The 18,211-nt window shown below is 30.8% G+C and carries 17 protein-coding genes; 4 read left to right on the forward strand and 13 right to left on the reverse strand.

Going from position 1 to position 18,211, the window contains the following annotated elements:
• Nucleotides 1–65 precede the first annotated feature (65 nt).
• From BWR22_RS08785 to BWR22_RS08815, 7 genes are all read right to left on the reverse strand, one after another.
• Nucleotides 66–587, reverse strand: coding sequence for a hypothetical protein (locus tag BWR22_RS08785; RefSeq protein ID WP_076733315.1), 522 nt, complete (start codon nucleotides 585–587; stop codon nucleotides 66–68).
• 59 nt (nucleotides 588–646) lie between these two features.
• On the reverse strand, nucleotides 647–949 hold the full coding sequence (locus tag BWR22_RS08790) for a GIY-YIG nuclease family protein (RefSeq protein ID WP_076733316.1): 303 nt from the start codon (nucleotides 947–949) through the stop codon (nucleotides 647–649).
• 178 nt (nucleotides 950–1,127) lie between these two features.
• On the reverse strand, nucleotides 1,128–2,363 hold the full coding sequence (locus BWR22_RS08795) for a DUF6638 family protein (protein WP_076733317.1): 1,236 nt from the start codon (nucleotides 2,361–2,363) through the stop codon (nucleotides 1,128–1,130).
• Nucleotides 2,363–2,941 (reverse strand): NUDIX domain-containing protein, encoded by a 579-nt coding sequence (locus BWR22_RS08800; RefSeq protein ID WP_076733318.1) that lies wholly within the window; start codon nucleotides 2,939–2,941, stop codon nucleotides 2,363–2,365. The genes BWR22_RS08795 and BWR22_RS08800 overlap by 1 nt, the downstream gene beginning before the upstream one ends.
• Nucleotides 2,931–4,889 carry an AAA family ATPase gene (locus BWR22_RS08805; protein ID WP_076733319.1) on the reverse strand — a complete coding sequence of 653 codons (1,959 nt, stop codon included), beginning with the start codon at nucleotides 4,887–4,889 and terminating at the stop codon, nucleotides 2,931–2,933. The genes BWR22_RS08800 and BWR22_RS08805 overlap by 11 nt, the downstream gene beginning before the upstream one ends.
• Before the next feature lie 118 nt (nucleotides 4,890–5,007).
• Complete coding sequence (locus BWR22_RS08810; RefSeq protein WP_076733320.1) at nucleotides 5,008–6,063, reverse strand: hypothetical protein; 1,056 nt, start codon at nucleotides 6,061–6,063, stop codon at nucleotides 5,008–5,010.
• Nucleotides 6,064–6,437: 374 nt separating this feature from the next.
• Complete coding sequence (locus tag BWR22_RS08815; RefSeq protein ID WP_076733321.1) at nucleotides 6,438–7,781, reverse strand: coiled-coil domain-containing protein; 1,344 nt, start codon at nucleotides 7,779–7,781, stop codon at nucleotides 6,438–6,440.
• Between the two features lie 170 nt (nucleotides 7,782–7,951).
• Between BWR22_RS08815 and BWR22_RS08820 the strand changes: the two genes are divergently transcribed.
• On the forward strand, nucleotides 7,952–8,731 hold the full coding sequence (locus BWR22_RS08820; protein WP_076733322.1) for an MBL fold metallo-hydrolase: 780 nt from the start codon (nucleotides 7,952–7,954) through the stop codon (nucleotides 8,729–8,731).
• A 28-nt stretch (nucleotides 8,732–8,759) separates the two neighbouring features.
• Nucleotides 8,760–8,975 carry a hypothetical protein gene (locus BWR22_RS08825; protein WP_076733323.1) on the forward strand — a complete coding sequence of 72 codons (216 nt, stop codon included), beginning with the start codon at nucleotides 8,760–8,762 and terminating at the stop codon, nucleotides 8,973–8,975.
• Between the two features lie 68 nt (nucleotides 8,976–9,043).
• Here the strand turns inward: BWR22_RS08825 and ettA are convergent, their stop codons facing one another.
• Together ettA and BWR22_RS08835 are read right to left on the reverse strand one after the other, a co-directional pair.
• On the reverse strand, nucleotides 9,044–10,735 hold the full coding sequence (ettA, locus tag BWR22_RS08830) for an energy-dependent translational throttle protein EttA (RefSeq protein WP_076733324.1): 1,692 nt from the start codon (nucleotides 10,733–10,735) through the stop codon (nucleotides 9,044–9,046).
• A 39-nt stretch (nucleotides 10,736–10,774) separates the two neighbouring features.
• On the reverse strand, nucleotides 10,775–10,957 hold the full coding sequence (locus BWR22_RS08835; protein ID WP_076733325.1) for a CAL67264 family membrane protein: 183 nt from the start codon (nucleotides 10,955–10,957) through the stop codon (nucleotides 10,775–10,777).
• 237 nt (nucleotides 10,958–11,194) lie between these two features.
• Between BWR22_RS08835 and BWR22_RS08840 the strand changes: the two genes are divergently transcribed.
• On the forward strand, nucleotides 11,195–12,343 hold the full coding sequence (locus BWR22_RS08840; RefSeq protein ID WP_076733326.1) for an MFS transporter: 1,149 nt from the start codon (nucleotides 11,195–11,197) through the stop codon (nucleotides 12,341–12,343).
• Between the two features lie 7 nt (nucleotides 12,344–12,350).
• Here BWR22_RS08840 and BWR22_RS08845 read toward each other — a convergent pair whose 3' ends face one another.
• From BWR22_RS08845 to BWR22_RS14360, 3 genes are read right to left on the reverse strand one after another with little or no spacing between them, the layout of a single operon-like run.
• On the reverse strand, nucleotides 12,351–13,073 hold the full coding sequence (locus tag BWR22_RS08845) for a pirin family protein (RefSeq protein WP_076733327.1): 723 nt from the start codon (nucleotides 13,071–13,073) through the stop codon (nucleotides 12,351–12,353).
• Between the two features lie 18 nt (nucleotides 13,074–13,091).
• Nucleotides 13,092–13,529: a MarR family winged helix-turn-helix transcriptional regulator gene (locus tag BWR22_RS14355; protein WP_076733328.1), complete on the reverse strand. Its 438-nt coding sequence runs from the start codon at nucleotides 13,527–13,529 to the stop codon at nucleotides 13,092–13,094.
• A complete protein-coding gene (locus tag BWR22_RS14360; RefSeq protein ID WP_076733329.1) occupies nucleotides 13,530–14,060 on the reverse strand; it encodes an NADPH-dependent FMN reductase in 531 nt (176 codons plus the stop codon).
• Nucleotides 14,061–14,199: 139 nt separating this feature from the next.
• On the opposite strand from BWR22_RS14360, the gene BWR22_RS08860 reads away from it, so the two are divergent.
• Nucleotides 14,200–15,828 carry an acyl-CoA carboxylase subunit beta gene (locus BWR22_RS08860; RefSeq protein WP_076733330.1) on the forward strand — a complete coding sequence of 543 codons (1,629 nt, stop codon included), beginning with the start codon at nucleotides 14,200–14,202 and terminating at the stop codon, nucleotides 15,826–15,828.
• Nucleotides 15,829–15,895: 67 nt separating this feature from the next.
• Here BWR22_RS08860 and BWR22_RS08865 read toward each other — a convergent pair whose 3' ends face one another.
• Nucleotides 15,896–18,070 carry a VWA domain-containing protein gene (locus BWR22_RS08865; protein ID WP_076734399.1) on the reverse strand — a complete coding sequence of 725 codons (2,175 nt, stop codon included), beginning with the start codon at nucleotides 18,068–18,070 and terminating at the stop codon, nucleotides 15,896–15,898.
• Nucleotides 18,071–18,211 lie beyond the last annotated feature (141 nt).

Raw genomic sequence — 18,211 nt, forward strand, 5'->3', positions numbered from 1 at the left:
CCTGTGAATGCAGGAATCTGTTTAGTTGTTATTTTATTTCTATAGGTTAAGAATCATGTACAGAATTACAAATGTCCTTTATCTTTTAATCGTTGTCTTGCACTTTTTTTAGGAGGTTCTGGTTCTTTAATTTCTTTTTTTGCCTCTTGTACTGCCTTAGTGTCTTTAGTTTCAAGATCTTTAATAAAATCTTTGCCTTTTTCAACAGTATCTTTCATTACATCTACTAAAGAGTCGCCTTGCTCGTCTATAACTTCTGAAGATTTAAAAACAAAATTTGCTAAATACGTTCCTATTAAAGTACCTGAAATACTAGCAATAAATAATTGTATCGTGTACATATCTATTGGAATTATTAATCTTAAAACTAATACACCAATTAAAAACAGAACTCCAATGTAAACCAAACGCATTAAGAACGATTGCTGATATAAAAAGCCTTTTTTACTATCGTCTTTCATTTGAAGCTCTTTTGAATAAAACAACTTATTGAAAAATTTATAAATTTTATTGCTTTTAGATTCTCTCCAATATAGCAGTATTCCAAAAAGGATTGATGCGATAAATACTATTATTTCTATTGTCATTTGAGTAGTTTTTTATGATTTTAAGTTTTGTCATTCTGCGCTATGACGCAGCGTCTATTTTAAAAATTCCAATTAGACGATAAATCAGTCCAATCTTTATTTTCTTTTTCTATTAATTCAATTTTCCAACTTCTATTCCAATTCTTCAATTGTTTTTCTCTTTCTATTGCATCATTAATATATTGAAATTGTTCAAAATAGATTAATTTATTTAATCCATACTTTTTAGTGAATCCTTCTATTAATTTCTTTTTATGTTCAAAAATTCTTCTTTCTAAATCGTTTGTAACACCTATATATAATGTTCCATTTTTCTTGTTTGAAAGAATATACATGTAATATTGATGATAACTTCCTTTCATTTTATTATAGATTCTGCGTCGTAGCGCAGAATGACAAACATTCGTGTTTCAATTAATAATTTTATTATTGCATTTAAACTTCAAATAAAAATCGACATTCTTACAATTAAAAAATTAATATACTCTCTGTCATTCTGCGCTACGACGCAGAATCCATTTTACTATTAGTAACCATTTATTAAATATTGTTACTAATTTCCTCTATTACCCAATCTTTCAAAGAGTCATCCCAAGACTCATAGGTTTTATAAAATTGTTCTTTATCATACCAATATAAAAATAAAACATCTTTAGCAGAAACATTAATTAATAGCTTCCATATTAAATCTTGGTGCTTTGGATCTAACGATGAATGTGGTTTATGTAGCGCTTCAAAAAACTTAACATCTACAATATCTGCAATTTTAAATTCGTTGCTTACTTCTAGTTTTTCAAGATAGCGCTCCACACTCATTACACGTTTTCTGCTTTCAATATCTAGTTTATTTAAATAACTTTTATATAGCACTTTATCGTTTAAAATATTATTAAACGGATGTTGGGCTTGTTTTATAGCTTCAGCAAATACATACTTTTTTATACGCTCGTATCTTGGTGTTTTAACTTCATCTTCTAAATTACATTCAATTATAATATGATCTCTCAATTTATCTATTAATTCTGGCTGAGAAATATGATAAATTAATACATCGTGCGTTGTATCTTTTATGGCTTCTTTATGCCATTTTTCATCTTCAAAAACTACAATTTCCTTAATAAAATCTCGTAGCACGTAAACGCCTCCAAATGCCTTTGTATAAAATGAATTTGTTGTATACTGGAGTTCGTGCAACTTTAAATCTCGCGTTCTTAAATCGCCATATTTTTTAGCTGATTCTAGTAATTGTGCATGAATATCTTCATCTATAAAATTATTACCATGCTTAAACTTAGCCACAAGTTCTAATTGTTCCTTTTGAATTTGATCTAAATTATCTATTAAATGAAAATTTATAGTAACAACATTGTATTTTAAAACATCTAAAGGTTCGTAAAACGCATCTATGTTTTGGTCGAAATCTAAACATATAGCACTATCACGAGTAATGTTATTTATTTTAGCTTCGTGTGTTTTAAACACGTATTGCATCATTTCACGATCGAAAGTATGAAATGGAACATATACAGGTTTTCCTTTTTGTAAAGGTGAAATTATTATGGCGTGCATGTTTGCTTCACCATTATTTAGATAATGTAAATCTTGTTTTTCTTCTGCTATTTCTGGACTCCAACCTTTTCCATCTATAGAAAATGTAGTTAGCGTGGTTGGTAAAAAACCAAGTTTTACTAAACATTTATTATAACGCTCAACTAACTTACCACTAATAGGAATTAGTTCGCTTCTGTAAAGGTTTGCTTGTTTTAATTTATCCATTACACCAAATTATTTATTTGTAAATACTGTAATAAAATAATGGTTTTAGCATCTGCTATTTCTCCAGTTTCAATGCCTTGTAATGCTGTTTTAAAAGGCATTTCTATTATTTCTATATCTTCTTGTTCTGTTTCTACGCCACCACCAGAACTTACTTTCATCTCGCTAGTGTATTCTCCAACAAAATAATGTAGCTTCTCGGTTAATGCGCCTGGTGACGAATAGGCATCAAATAGCTTTGTAACTTTAGGTAATTTATAACCTGTTTCTTCTTCTACTTCTCTAATAATACAGGTTTCTGGACTATCGTCATCTAACATTCCTGCGCATGCTTCTATTATAAAACCTGTTTTATGTTGGTTTAAATATGCAGAAACTCGAAATTGTTTTACCAAAATCACTGTTCCTTTTTCTTTATTATACAACAGTATTGTTGCGCCATCACCACGGTTGTAAGACTCTCTTCGTTTATGTGTCCAGTTTCCTGCACTCATTTTATAATCGAAAAATATCTCGCTTAATGTTGCCCAACCTTTATGTAAGGTTCTTTCGGTTATATTTTTTATTCTATTTCCCAAATTGTTCTCTCGCTTTTGTTTCAATATTTAATTGATTAATGCGTGCATCTACTTTACGTTTAAAATCGGTATCTGCAATAGTTGCCACATTATCTAAATAACGTACAACTTCTTGTCTTCTAATTTCAGAAAAATCTAAACCTTTCATGTTTTGCTTCATTAATTCCTGAAGCATATTAAATTTTGTTTCGTAATTCTGTTTAAAATATATTTCTGGATTATCGAACCAATCTTGTTCTAAATCAAAATCTGTTAAACGTAATGATATTGCCGATTGTATATTTCTAACATCTCTTGAAGAAAAGAATGGAAATATTTTTTGAATTTCTAAATATAAATTAGCAAAAAATTCATGTTCGTTAACCTTGTTTAATTTTTCGGCTTTATGGTAAGCCTCTAAAACTCTAGCTTCGGTTGGTTTTTCGATATTATTTAAAATATCTCCCATGTTTTTTGCCAAGCCTTGCGCTTTTAAATATTGGTAATCACTTGGGCTTTTCATGTTTATGAATTCTGGCATCGTTTTTTCTAATTTTCGCCACCATAAATGGTCTTGATCTAAGAAATCGTGTTCTGTACGTGCTCCATCAATTTTAAAACGACCTTGCACACGAGAGATTACCGCTTTATCTAACATTTCTGGTAAATTGGTAAATAACCCAATTGAGCTATTACCATAATTTACTGCATAAGCGCCTTCGGTATAACGTAGAAAAACACCAATAACTTCTTTTACACCAGCCGAAACACCTTGTGCAGTACGTTCTTGCAAATTATTTTCGGCATCATCTATTGGTGCAAAAATTAATTTTGAAGGATCTTGCATAGGTTTCATCCATTCTACCATTTTTTCGGCACTTCCACCTTGAAATGTACTTATTAAAGTATCTGGCATGGGATGGAATAAAAACGGAATATCTAAATTATCGCAATGCTCTTTTAAACGTGTTGCAATGGCTGCAATAAGCATACTTTTTCCTGTACCTGGAATACCGTAACCCATAAAAACAGGCATAAAACCACCAAGCTCTTGAAACGGATTCTTTTTTGCCTCGAAATCGTAGCTTAACATACGTTCTGTTAAACGTCTTGCAAAGTGTTTTGCATCTCTGTTACCTACTATTTGTTCGAATTGAATTTTATTAAATTCTACACTTTTTGCTGTTCCTGCAAATACATTGTCCCAACCGGAAATAGCAAAATCGCTATTTTCTAGTTTGTACGTTCTATCGACAATAGTTTCGGTATACTCTAAACTGCTTTTACGTAGTTGAATTTCGTCTATTAAAGCCTCGAAATAAACCACTGTAAAGTCTATTACATCTTTATCGGTTTTTATAATTTCTGGATGCCCTAAATATTTATCGTAATAAAATAAACTGCATGCAATCCCTTTTAAAGGTGTCATGAAAGACACTTCTGGAAGTCCAGCGAATTTCTGTTTCATAACAGATAAATCGTCTGATGCATGTGGTTTTAAATTATGTAACACATTGTAAGCCATAGAAAACAACATGAATGCTGTTGCTGTATGCATTTTACTTTCGTATTCACGTTTTCCGCTAGAATCTAAAGCACTTCTACGTTCGTGTAAACCAGATAATCCTGATGCATCGTAATAACTATCTTTTACCCAAATACCTAATGCAATAGCTTCTTGTACGGCATAAAGTGTTTGATTTAAATGTACAGGAATTGCTATAGAATCTGGCAATAATCGCTTTTTTAATGCTAATATAGTTTTTGATACAGAAGTAATCTCAGTAGCTCCACTTCCATTATTTGCACGAGATAAATACAATAATATAGATTCGTCTTTAGCGTCTTTATCTTTGTTTTTTGCTCTTGCGCCTTGTTCCCATTGTATACTTTTAAGATATCCACTGGCTTCATCGCGAAGCATGTTTAGTTCGTTCTGTTTTATTGGGAAGGTTGAGTTGTGTTCCATTTTATTTAAGTCTTCAGTAAGCAATATTCAGTTTGCAGTTATTACTCTGCTAGCTTACACTTGCCTTTATTTATTCTATTTTGACTGCCAACTGCATACTGTTGACTGCCCACTTTGTTTACTTCATTTTTAAATCTGCTACCTGAAAAGGAGGCTTTGCCAACTTGTTCATAATTTCAGGATTCTTGTTGTATAATAATTGAATGATACGATGTGGCGCAAATACATAGTTTTGCTTTATGATATCGCTCCATTTTTGTAAGGTTTGTTTACTAAAATAGCCGCCTTCTTTAAATTCGCTACCAGATAAAACCTCATCGACTTTAAATGATAATGCGTAAGACTCTAAAGGCACTTCCTTTTTAGCAATGCTTTCTAGTATACTGTGTGTTAAAATATTTTCGTCTTTGGCAAATATGTTATGGAATGGTCCTAAATCTATTCGTTTTATGTGTTTAGGTTTTACGTCTTTTAATCGTCTGTCTATTCCATATGCCATAGTATCTAACGGCATTTTACGGTCTGCCACATTTTTTAATGTATCGTAAAGTTCTTCTTTTATGCTTTCTGGATTTTTACCATCGTAATTAAAATACATAAAACAGATAAATGGTCTATTTAATGCCACGTCGTAAAAACTCCAGCTTACCATATATTCTGCTTGACTTCCTGCTTCTGCTTGGGTTATTTTACCTTGTACAAAACGGTTGAAAATATATTTTTGTTCTACGGAAGTGTAATAAACTATGGATGCTGCTTGAAAGAGTTTGTCGCGTCTTACTGGTTCTTTTTTATGCATTAATTGCGTTAAAAATTCTTCTTGCAGCTCACTTACGTCTTTTAGTTTATTTAGGTAGTTATCTCGTAAGGACAAATCGTTATACAGATAACGAAACTCTAAGTAGTTTGGGAAACCCGAATTGGTTAAATCTACCTTCATATTATCTTCGTCATCGTACATGTATTTTACACGCATGGCTTCGATAGAATATAATAGCAGGTCGCAGTATTGTTTAAAATACGTCATTTCTTGTTCTGTGCATAATTTATTGAATTGTACACTTGTAATGAGTTCTTTTAAAGCAAAATCTACTTTTTTATGATAGAACACGTATTGGTCTTTACTGTCTAAAACAGCTGAGTCTAATGGTGTTACTATGTGGTTTATTGACATGTTTTAATACTTAATGTAAGTCTTTAAATATTACTGTTTACTTAATTACTTTTTTGAGTAATTATTTTAAATATTCCAAAAAAAATAAGAGATCCAAAGAATATTATATTTGCATATCCTATTATTTTTCCCAAATTCGACGTACTAATATTTAATATATATATTCCTAATAAGACAAATAAAAATGCTATGCTAAAGACTTTTAAAGATTTAAATGTTCTTTTCATAAAATTAATATTATATAGTTTAAGTAGATATTTGAGTGAGCGCGTTAAGGATTGAACGGTTTGTTTGAGCTCCTCGCAGAGAGCGAGTAGTGAAAGCCTGACCTACTTTTGCCATTAAAAGCAAAAGTAGGAAACGCCATTATTGTTTTAACTTAGTAAATCGTCGTTGCTTGTGTCTTCTTTTTTTGGTGTTGGAGCGTTATCTCCATCGCCTGAAGGTGCGTTTGCATCTGCTGCGTAATAGTCTTCGAAAATTTCTTTCATGTCGATACCGTAACGCTCTGCAAAATTCTTTTGAATGTCTACATCTTTTGCACGAATTTCTTGTAAAGCCTCTGCATAACTGCTATAAACGCCTTGCATAACTTTTTCGTGAACTGGAATATTGTCCATCATTTCTTGTCTTGCTTTTGCGCTTGCTGTGTGCATAGATGCAAGTGTTTCGCCAATATGCTCATCGGTTTTTACACCTAAATGCTCTAAAATGGCTGCAAATTCTTGATCTGTTCTGGCTTTTAAAGCGACTACGTAACCATCGTAATATTTTAGACGCTCGTCTGTATCACTTTTTAATTTTGCGCGATGCGTTTGTAAGTTACTACGTAAAGATGTTAGTACTTTAATGGTTAAATTATGCTTGTGTACAAAACTGTCTTTTGATGCTGCTAATGTTGTGTAGGCATTTTTTAGTCCTTCTAATTCTTCTACCTTTTGCTCTAAAGTGGTTACTTTTGATAGGGCTTCTGAGTACTCGGCAGATTGCTTGTCTGCTACTTCTTCTAATGCTTGACGTGCTTGTTTTAGTAGTGCGTATTGCTCTTCTAATTTTGCTTCTGTTTCTTTCTTTTTTTCTAAGGCTTTTGTATGGTTTTTAGACGCTTCTACTATGGCATCTTTTAGTTTTTCTTCTACTTCTTTAATTTCTACTTCACGGTTTTTTAATCGTGTTACTGCTGCTTGAGATTTGTATGATAATTCGCTTAGTAATGTTTGCACATCTGCGCTTTCTATTCGCTCTTGAAACATTGCTTTTGCTTTATTGTCTGCTCCTGCACGCACTTTCTCTGCATCTTTTAAGGTTTGTTCTGCTTTTGCGATTTTGCTTTTGCGTCCCCAAAGGTTATTCCACCAAGTATCTGGTTTGTTTTTGGCGTCTTCAAGTTCAACTTTAGCACGTTCTAATGCTTTTTGTGCATCGTCTATTACTTTTTGTTCTGTTTCGTTTAGTGATGAAAAACGCTCGAATAAAATACCAACCTCATCTTGATAATCTGTTAAATCCTTAATAGCATCAAGTAATGTTGTACGGTCTTTTTCTGCCATGTCTACAACATCGTCTAATGTTGCATTAAGAATTTTTTGACGACTTTCTGGATCGTCTTCTTGAGCAAGCTTAGATTTCATGGTATCTATAGCTTTTCCCCAATTAACATCTACTTTTTCGGTTTTTTCGTTTGCGTTTGTTTCTAGTAAGTCAAAATCGTCAGACATGTGGTATTATGGTTTTAAGGTTGTACGTTTTATGCTAAGCAATTTCGTTAAAAAAATCTACTTTTAAAATAAAATTGCATACTTATATGTATTAACTTTAATTTAAATGTTACAATTTTATATTATGAAATAAAGAAATTACCTTTAACCAAAATTTAATACTATAAACTATGAAAATAAAATACTATCTAATTCTTGCTTTAGCTATTAGTTTAACTGCGTGTAAAAGTGATAAAAAAGAAACTATAGAAATTGAAACTCCTGAAAAAGAAATTGCTGAATTAAAAATAACACCTATTGAGCATGCTACAATGGTTTTAAATTATGGTGGAAAAACAATATATGTTGATCCAACTGGTGGCAAAGAAGTTTTTGAAAAATTTTCTAAACCAGATTATATTTTAATTACTGATATACATAGCGATCATTTACATTTAAATACTATTGAGGCTTTAGATTTATCTAACACTAAAATTATTGCTCCAGAAGCTGTTTATGAATTACTTCCTGAAAATATAAGAAGTATAACTTCTACAATGATTAATGGTGCTAAAGAAGACTTTAAAACATTTAGCGTTGAGGCAATACCAATGTATAATTTACGTGAAGAAGCTTTACATTTTCATCCTAAAGGCAGAGGAAATGGTTATGTATTAACATTTGGAAAAGAACGTGTTTATATTTCTGGTGATACTGAAGATATTACAGAAATGCGTACACTAGAGAATATTGACAAAGCATTTATTTGTATGAATTTACCTTATACAATGACTGTTGAAAGCGCTGCAGATGCTGTTTTAAGTTTTAAACCAAAACAAGTTTATCCATACCATTTTCGCGGTACTGAAGGCTATAGCGATGTTGAAAAATTTAAATCTATAGTTAATAATAAGACTAAGAGTATTGAGGTTGTACAATTAAATTGGTACCCAAATACCAAAGAAAATTAATATATTTACACCTAAATAATTTTAATATATGCCTGCCCTAGCTATAGAAACAATCTCAACACTTTTAATTATTGGTGTTTTAGTATTAGTTATGATTCCTTATATATTGCAAAGGATAAAATTAAAAAAAGAAGAGACATTACTAAAAGAACAAGATAAGAAATTAGAAGAAATGCTAAATAGGCAAAATACAAGTGCTAAACCAGAGTATGACGATTTTACTAATGGTCATTTATACGAATAAAATATTATTATATTCATAAAAAAAGCAGTCTAAATGACTGCTTTTTTTATGCTTTAATATACTTATTATTATCTAATAAGTTTTTTATACTTAATACGCTTTGGCATTAAATCTCCACCAAGACGTTTCTTTTTATTTTCTTCATATTCACTAAATCCACCTTCAAAGAAATAAACTTGACTATCGCCTTCAAAAGCTAAAATGTGAGTACATATTCTATCTAAAAACCAACGGTCGTGACTAATTACTACTGCACAACCAGCAAAGTTTTCTAAACCTTCTTCTAATGCTCTTAAAGTATTTACATCTAAATCGTTTGTTGGCTCATCTAACAACAATACGTTTCCTTCTTCTTTAAGAGTCATTGCTAAATGTAAACGGTTACGCTCACCTCCAGAAAGTAACTCTACTTTTTTGTTTTGCTCTCCTCCAGAAAAATTAAAGCGACTTAAGTAAGCACGAGAATTTACTTGCTTACCTCCCATCATTATAAGTTCTTGCTCATCACTAAAATTTTGCCAAATTGTTTTACTTGGATCTATATTAGAATGTTTTTGGTCTACATAAGCAATTTTAGCTGTTTCTCCTACCTTAAACTCTCCTTTATCTGGTGTTTCTTCACCCATTATCATTCTAAAAATAGTAGTTTTACCGGCTCCATTTGGACCAATAATACCAACAATTCCTGCTTGAGGTAAATTAAAGTTTAAATCGTCGTATAATAATTTATCGTCGTAAGCTTTGGCTACGTTTTTAGCTTCTATAACATTAGTTCCTAAACGTGGCCCATTAGGGATATAGATTTCAAGTTTTTCGTCAAGTTGTTTTTGGTCTTGACTCATTAACTTATCGTAATTTTTTAAACGTGCTTTTTGTTTTGTTTGTCTTCCTTTTGCACCTTGTTTAACCCATTCTAACTCACGCTCTAATGTTTTTTGTCTTTTAGAAGCCGATTTACTTTCTTGAGCTAATCGTTTAGATTTTTGGTCTAACCATGAAGAGTAATTACCTTTCCATGGGATTCCTTCTCCTCTATCAAGCTCTAAAATCCAACCTGCAACATTATCTAAAAAGTATCTATCATGTGTTACTGCAATTACAGTTCCTTTATATTGTGCTAAATGGTGCTCTAACCAATGTACAGATTCTGCATCTAAGTGGTTAGTAGGCTCATCTAGTAATAAAACATCTGGTTCTTGTAATAATAATCTACATAATGCAACACGACGTCTTTCTCCTCCTGATAACACAGATATTTTTTTATCGCCATCTGGTGTTCTTAATGCATCCATTGCGATTTCTAACTTTGTATCTAACTCCCAAGCATTGGCTGCATCAATTTCATCTTGTAATACAGCTTGCCTTGCCATTAGCTTTTCCATTTTATCTGGATTGCTATAAACTTCTTCTAAACCAAATTGATCGTTAATAGAATTATACTCATCAAGAATAGCAACTGTTTCGGCTGCACCTTCTTTAACAACTTCCATTACCGTTTTATCTTCGTCTAACTTAGGTTCTTGTTCTAAATAACCAACAGAGTAGTCTTGTGAAAAGACAACATCTCCTTGATAATTTTTATCTACTCCTGCTATTATTTTTAATAACGTAGATTTACCAGAACCGTTAAGACCAAGAATTCCAATTTTAGCTCCATAGAAAAAACTTAAATAGATGTTTTTTAAAACAGGTGTGTTAGAGCTTTTAAATGTCTTGGTTAAACCAGACATTGAAAATATTATTTTTTTATCGTCAGACATATTTTTATTTTACGTGTATTATTATTTATTACAAAAAGATTATACTCTTCCTTTTAAAGCATTAAATACCCAAGCAATTGCAAAAAAACCTATTCCTACAGTTGCAAATCCCCAACCAGCTACATCATCGTATTTATAGGCTCCCATTAATATTAGAACTATTCCCATAACAATCATTAGCATTGTTGCCCAAGCTAATACTGTATTTTTATTCATTGCCATAATTTTTTATTTTTTTAAGCGAATTACAAATATCGCTTTTTTAGAAAAAAAAACCTCTTAAGTATATGTGTTTTTTTTAAGTGCAATAGCAAAACAAAGTTCTTATATTATAAATACAGTAAAATATGCGCTTAAATTATAAAGATTTTTCAATTAACTTTTTATTAGTACTTAAAATTGCCAATAAACATATTATAGCATCTATTTTTGTTATCTTTTTTATAATATACTTTGTTAATGAATCGAGCATTACTATCACTCGCTATTGGAGGTTTTGGGATTGGACTTACAGAATTTGTAATTATGGGCATATTACCTGATGTTGCAAATGCTTTTAGCGTTAGTATTCCTGTGGCTGGACATTTTATATCTGCTTATGCTTTAGGTGTTGTAGTTGGAGCTCCTATACTTACTGGTTTGGGAAGCAGATTTTCTGCTAATAAGGTTTTATTAGGGTTAATGGTTTGGTTTACAGTATTCAATACACTTTCTGCTTTTGCAAATAGTTACAATTCATTTATAGTTTTAAGGTTTTTATCGGGTTTACCTCATGGTGCTTTTTTTGGTATTGGAGCTGTAGTTGCAGGCAAATTATCTAAACCAGGAAAGGAAGCACAAGGTATAGCTATAATGTTTAGCGGTTTAACTTTTGCTAATTTATTAGGTGTTCCTTTAGTAACATATTTAGGAAAACATTTTAATTGGAGTATTTCCTTTTTAATGGTTGGTGCTGTTGGTATATTAGCCGTTTTAGGTGTAAAATTATGGATGCCTTTATTAAAACAATCTTCGGAAAATAGTTTTTTAAGTGAATTTAAAATATTTAAACGATTAGAACTTTGGTTAATTATAATACTAACCACTATTGGCACTGGTGGTTTTTTTGCTTGGTATAGCTATATCGCGCCTTTAATAACCGAAGTTGCGGGACATCCAAGTAGTATGGTAACTTATGCTATGGTATTAGCTGGGTTAGGTATGGTAATAGGCAATTTTGTTGGTGCAAAATTAGCTGAGAAATTTTCTCCAATATATGCCGTAACATTAGTGCTTATTATTATGGCTATTAGTTTAATTATTAATACTTATTTAGCTTCTGATAAGGTGTTTGTTTTATTAATGACCTTTATAATAGGTATTGTTTCTTTTTCTATTTCTACACCAATACAATTATTAATAATAAAAGCCTCTAAAGGTTCTGAAACTTTAGGCTCCTCTTTAAACCAAAGTGCCTTTAATATTGGTAATGCTAGTGGAGCTTACTTTGCCGGAATACCAATTGCCATGGGATTAGGTTATACTTCTGCAGATTGGGTTGGAGCAGCTATGGCAGGCATAGGAATTTTATTAGCCTTGGTGATAATACTTATTAGAAAAAGAAAATAATTTTAGTTTAAAAATTTAGTGGAACCTCAATAAAAAGAATTTCGGATGTTGCTTTTGCTGTTATTTCAAAACTATTTGTTTCTGAAACTTCAATAGCATCTCTAGTTTTAAGAGTTTTAGAATCTAATATAAACTCTCCATAAATATTCATTACATAAACACCATGGTTTTTACTTTTTATAGTGTAAGTAAAACTATTTTTCTCGTTAAGGTTTATTCGAGATATTCTAGCATCTTGATGAATTTTTAGACTGTCACTTTTGTCTTCATCTATAGAAGATACTAAGGTTTGCAATTTATTTTTTCTTTCGTTTTCGTTAAAAAGTTTTTGATCGTATCTTGGTGTTACATTTTCTTTATTTGGTATAATCCATATTTGGAATAAATTTAAATGCTCATCTAAAGAGCCATTAATTTCAGAATGCTCTACTCCTATTCCTGCAGACATTATTTGTACCTCTCCTGTTCTAACTTCTTGCCATTGTTTATGCATATTATCTTTATGCTTAAGAATCCCTTTTAATGGAATAGATATAATTTCCATATTGTTATGTGGATGCATACCAAATCCCATTTTAGGAGCTATAACATCGTCATTTAAAACTCTTAGTGCACCAAAATGCATTTTGTTTTCGTTGTAATAATTAGCAAAACTAAAAGAGTAATTTGCCTGTAACCAACCATGGTTTGCAAAACCTCTTGAATCTGCTTTGTGTAATACTAATTTCATATTTAAATGTTTATATAATTACCTTATTTTATCTAATAAATAACTAAGTTGCTCTGCTTCTTCGTCGTTTAAATTTTTTAAAAATTTTGGTTCCCATTTATCGTCTATTTTAGATAATAAATTTAAACCATCCTCTGTAATAATAATATTTACTATTCTTCTATCTACTTTACTAGGAATTCTATTTATAAGCTTTTTAGCACACAATTTATCCATTAATCTTGTAACATTTGGAGCACGTTGTATCATTCTGTTTTTTACAGTTTGTACCGTTAACTCTGTTTTCGCTCCACGTAATATTCTTAAAATATTGTATTGTTGTGGCGAAATATTAAATGGTTTTAAAATTTCTAATTCTTTACTATAAATCCAATTTGCGGTAAATAATATATTTATGTAAGCTTTTAAATCGTTTGATGGAAAATTAGATTTTATATCTTTTGAAAGGTCTCCCATTTATATATTATTTTTAAATGTTTCAACAGCTTGATTTAGCGCTTTATTTAAAGCATTATCTTGAATACCTTTATCTGAAAAATTATTAAAAAATGAAGGCAATGAAAAAGTAGCAACAATATTTGCATCGTGTCTTGGAAATCTATCCTTAGCGATTTCTAATACAGATTGTCCACCTCTTGCTCCTGGTGAAGTAGCCATTAATAACATAGGCTTATTATACCAGTTTTTTTGCTCAGCTCGAGATAACCAATCAAAAAGATTTTTAAATGCAGAAGAGTAAGCTCCATTATGCTCGGCTAAAGAAATAATAATACCATCTGAAGCTTTTATATGTTCTAAAAATAGATTTACTTCTTTTGGGATACCTTTTTCATTTTCTAAATCCACACCATATAATGGCAAATTAAAATCGTTAAGATCTACTATATTTAATTTAACATCTTTAATTAAAGAAGCTGCAAAAACTGCTAATTGCTTGTTAATTGATGCTTTACTGTTACTTCCTGCGAAAACTAAAATATTTTTCATAATAAATGTTTATTTTAAATCAAATATAAAAAAAATAGTTTCCATAGAATATATTTCATAGGAATTTAATAAATGATTAACTAATTTATCTTTTCTAAATTGAAATTAAACTTTGTATTTTAGCTTAAAAATTATTTTAATGGATATCAACTTCAACAAAAACGAAGATTATAACAAACTTTTATTATCTAATTTACGCAGTAAGTTTGCTCAAGTTAAACTTGGTGGCGGACAAAAACGTATAGATAAACACCATGAAAAAGGAAAGTTAACTGCCAGAGAACGTATTGATTATCTTTTAGATAAAAATAGAAAAAGTATTGAAATAGGTGCTTTTGTTGGAGATGGCATGTACGAAGAGCATGGCGGATGTCCGTCTGGTGGTGTTGTTGTAAAAATGGGTTATGTAAGTGGCAAACAGTGTATTGTTGTAGCAAATGACGCTACAGTTAAAGCTGGAGCTTGGTTTCCTATTACAGGAAAAAAGAACTTACGTGCACAAGAAATTGCTATAGAAAATAAATTGCCTATTATTTATTTAGTAGATAGTGCTGGAGTGTATTTACCATTGCAAGATGAAATTTTCCCAGATAAAGAACATTTTGGTCGTATTTTTAGAAATAATGCTATAATGAGTAGTATGGGAATTACTCAAATTGCAGCCGTTATGGGAAGTTGTGTAGCTGGTGGAGCATATTTACCAATTATGAGTGACGAAGCTTTAATTGTAGATAAAACTGGTAGTATTTTTCTAGCAGGAAGTTACCTTGTTAAAGCTGCAATTGGAGAAAGTATAGATAACGAAACACTTGGTGGCGCAACAACACATTGTGAAATTTCTGGTGTTACAGATTATAAGGCAAAAGATGATAAAGACGCTTTAGATACCATAAAACGATTGGTTGATAAAATTGGAGATTATGACAAAGCTGGATTTAATCGTGTAGATGCAAAAAAACCTAAGGATAATCCTGAAGATATTTATGGTATTCTACCTAAATCTCGTGCAGACCAATATGATATGCTAGACATAATTTCAAGATTGGTAGATAATGGAGAGTACGATGAGTATAAAAAAGGCTACGGACAAACCATTATTACTGCCTATGCGAGAATTGATGGTTGGGCTGTTGGTATTGTTGCAAACCAAAGAAAATTAGTAAAAACTAAAAAAGGAGAAATGCAATTTGGTGGTGTTATTTATAATGACAGCGCAGATAAAGCTACACGTTTTATTGCCAATTGTAACCAAAAGAAAATTCCTTTAGTATTTTTACAAGATGTTACTGGATTTATGGTTGGTAGTAAGAGTGAGCATGGAGGTATTATAAAAGATGGTGCTAAAATGGTAAATGCAGTAAGTAACTCTGTAGTGCCAAAATTTACTGTAGTTATTGGTAACAGTTATGGTGCAGGAAATTATGCTATGTGTGGTAAAGCTTACGACCCAAGATTAATTGTTGCTTGGCCTAGTGCAGAGTTAGCTGTAATGAGTGGAAATTCTGCTGCTAAAGTTTTACTTCAAATAGAGAAAGCTTCATTATTAAAAAAAGGTGAAAAAATTACTCCTGAAAAGGAAGAAAAATTATTTTCTAAAATAAAAGATAGATACGACAATCAAGTATCACCATATTATGCTGCTTCTCGTTTATGGACAGATGCAATAATAGATCCTTTAGATACTAGAACTTGGATTTCTATGGGAATTGAAGCTGCAAACCACGCACCAATAGAAAAACCTTTTAATATGGGTGTTTTACAAGTATAATTAATATTATAAATAATAAAAAAAGGAACGTAATTACGTTCCTTTTTTTATTTAAAACCTTTTACAATTATTTATTTAATGTTTTTACCAACCTTATAAACTCTGCTCTATAACCATATTCGTCTTCTCCTCTTCCACTTTTTGCTAATGCAATAACATCTTTACTATTTGTATTATTATAATAACTGGAAGCTCTTAATTGCATGCCAAATAATGCAACTGCAGATGCAAATTTTAAATCTTTAGATGGTTCGTTTATTTCATCTTTTTGAATATGCACCATTTCTATACTCTTTTTACCTTCTGGCTTTTTATACCTAAACTTAACAGTTAGCAATTCATCTGAAAAATCATTATTAGTTTCTGTATTTGTATATTTTAAATCTGAAACATTTTTTAAAAATTCGTTTTGTACTCCTACAGGAATCACTTCATATAAGGCTGTAACTGTATGCCCACTACCTAGTTCTCCGGCATCTTTTGTGTCATCTATAAAATCTTCATCTTCTAGCAATCTATTTTCGTAACCTATTAATCTATATGCTTGTACTATATTAGGATTAAATTCCACTTGAATTTTCACATCTTTAGCAATAGTATATAGTGTGCCTCCAAATTCTTTTCCAAATACTTTTTGAGCCTCTTGCATAGTGTCTATATATGCATGATTTCCGTTACCTTGATCTGCTAAAATTTCTAATTTAGAATCTTGATAATTACCATATCCAAAACCTAAAACAGATAAAAACACTCCAGATTTGCGTTTTTCTTCTATAAGTTTTTTCATGCTTTTATCGCTAGATTCACCTACATTAAAATCGCCATCGGTTGCAAGTATTACACGATTATTACCATTCTTTTTAAAATGTTGCTCTGCTAATTTATAAGCAAGATTAATACCTTTTCCACCGGCAGTAGAACCTCCAGATTGCAAGTTATTTAGAGCTTTTAAAATCTTCTTTTTATTGTCTCCAGATGTTGGTTCTAAAACAACTCCTGCAGCTCCAGCATACACTACTATAGAAACTTTGTCTTTTGCTCTAAGTTGATTTACCAATAACTTAAAAGCAGATTTTAATAATGGTAATTTATTTTGAGCACTCATAGAGCCTGAAACATCTATTAAAAAAGTAAGGTTAGATGGAGGAAGCTCTTCATTATTATATGTTTTACCTTGCAAGCCTATTTTAACTAATTTTGTTTGTGTATTCCATGGTGTGATAATTAGTTCTGTATTTATTGAAAAAGGATGATTATCTTTAGGTTGAGGATAATTATAATCGAAATAATTAACCATTTCTTCAATTTTAACAGCATCTGGATATACTTTTTGCCCATTATTAATCATACGTCTAACATTACTATACGACGCTTTATCTACATCTATAGAAAAGGTTGATAACGGAGAGGTTTTTACAGTTTGAAAACTATTCTCTACAATCTCTACATATTCATCTTTAGCTTTTTCTGGAATTATTAACTTAGATTTTGTTTTTTTTGCAATAGCTGCTTTTTCTTCTTTAGAAAGCTTGTAGTTTCCTTTTTTAGTTTGTACTATAATAACACCATTTGCGCCTTGAGAGCCATATAATGCGCTGCCTCCAGCTCCTTTAATAACATTTGTTGATTTTATTTTTTTTGGATTTATATTAGCCAGTTCTTTTGCTGTTGTAATTTTTCCATCTACAACAATTAAGGCTTCGTTTGTTACGGAAACAGATCTATTGCCTCTTAAAACAATACGCGTTGATTGATTGATTCCATTATTAGTGGTATTAATATTTAATCCTGAAACTTTTCCAGATAAAGACTGTACAACGTTAGGATTACTTGGTTTAGAAAATTTTATAGTACGAACATTAGTGTTTGTATTACCTATATTTTTTCTTCTAGTAGATAGTTTTTTAAAATTAGGTTTCTTCTTTACGCCTAATAAGGTCACTACAACTTCTTCTTTAGCATTTTCTGGCATTGTAAAGCTAATTACACTTTCTGCTCCAACGGTTTTTTCTACTGTATTACCTACATAACTATATACTATAACATCTCCAACTTGAGCACTAATTGTATAATTACCATTAAAATCTGTTATTGTGCTATTAATTGTTTCTTTAACTAAAATATTAACACCAGGTAATGGCAAACTATCTCTATCTATAATTGTTCCTGTAATTTTTTTTTGTTGAGCTTGTATTTGTATTGAAGTAAAAGCTACAAATAATAAGAGTAATACATTTTTCATATTTTTGGTTTTTAAGTTTAGTATAAAACTATAACCAAAATCTATGTTATAAAATGTAGAATGAGTAAACAGTGCTTTTGAGTGAGTGAACTCTAAAAACAAAAAAGGCTGAGAAAAACACCCAGCCTTTTTATGTAATAA

Origin of the sequence: Lacinutrix venerupis (genome assembly GCF_001971745.1) — a bacterium.
In the GTDB taxonomy this organism is placed as follows: domain Bacteria; phylum Bacteroidota; class Bacteroidia; order Flavobacteriales; family Flavobacteriaceae; genus Lacinutrix; species Lacinutrix venerupis.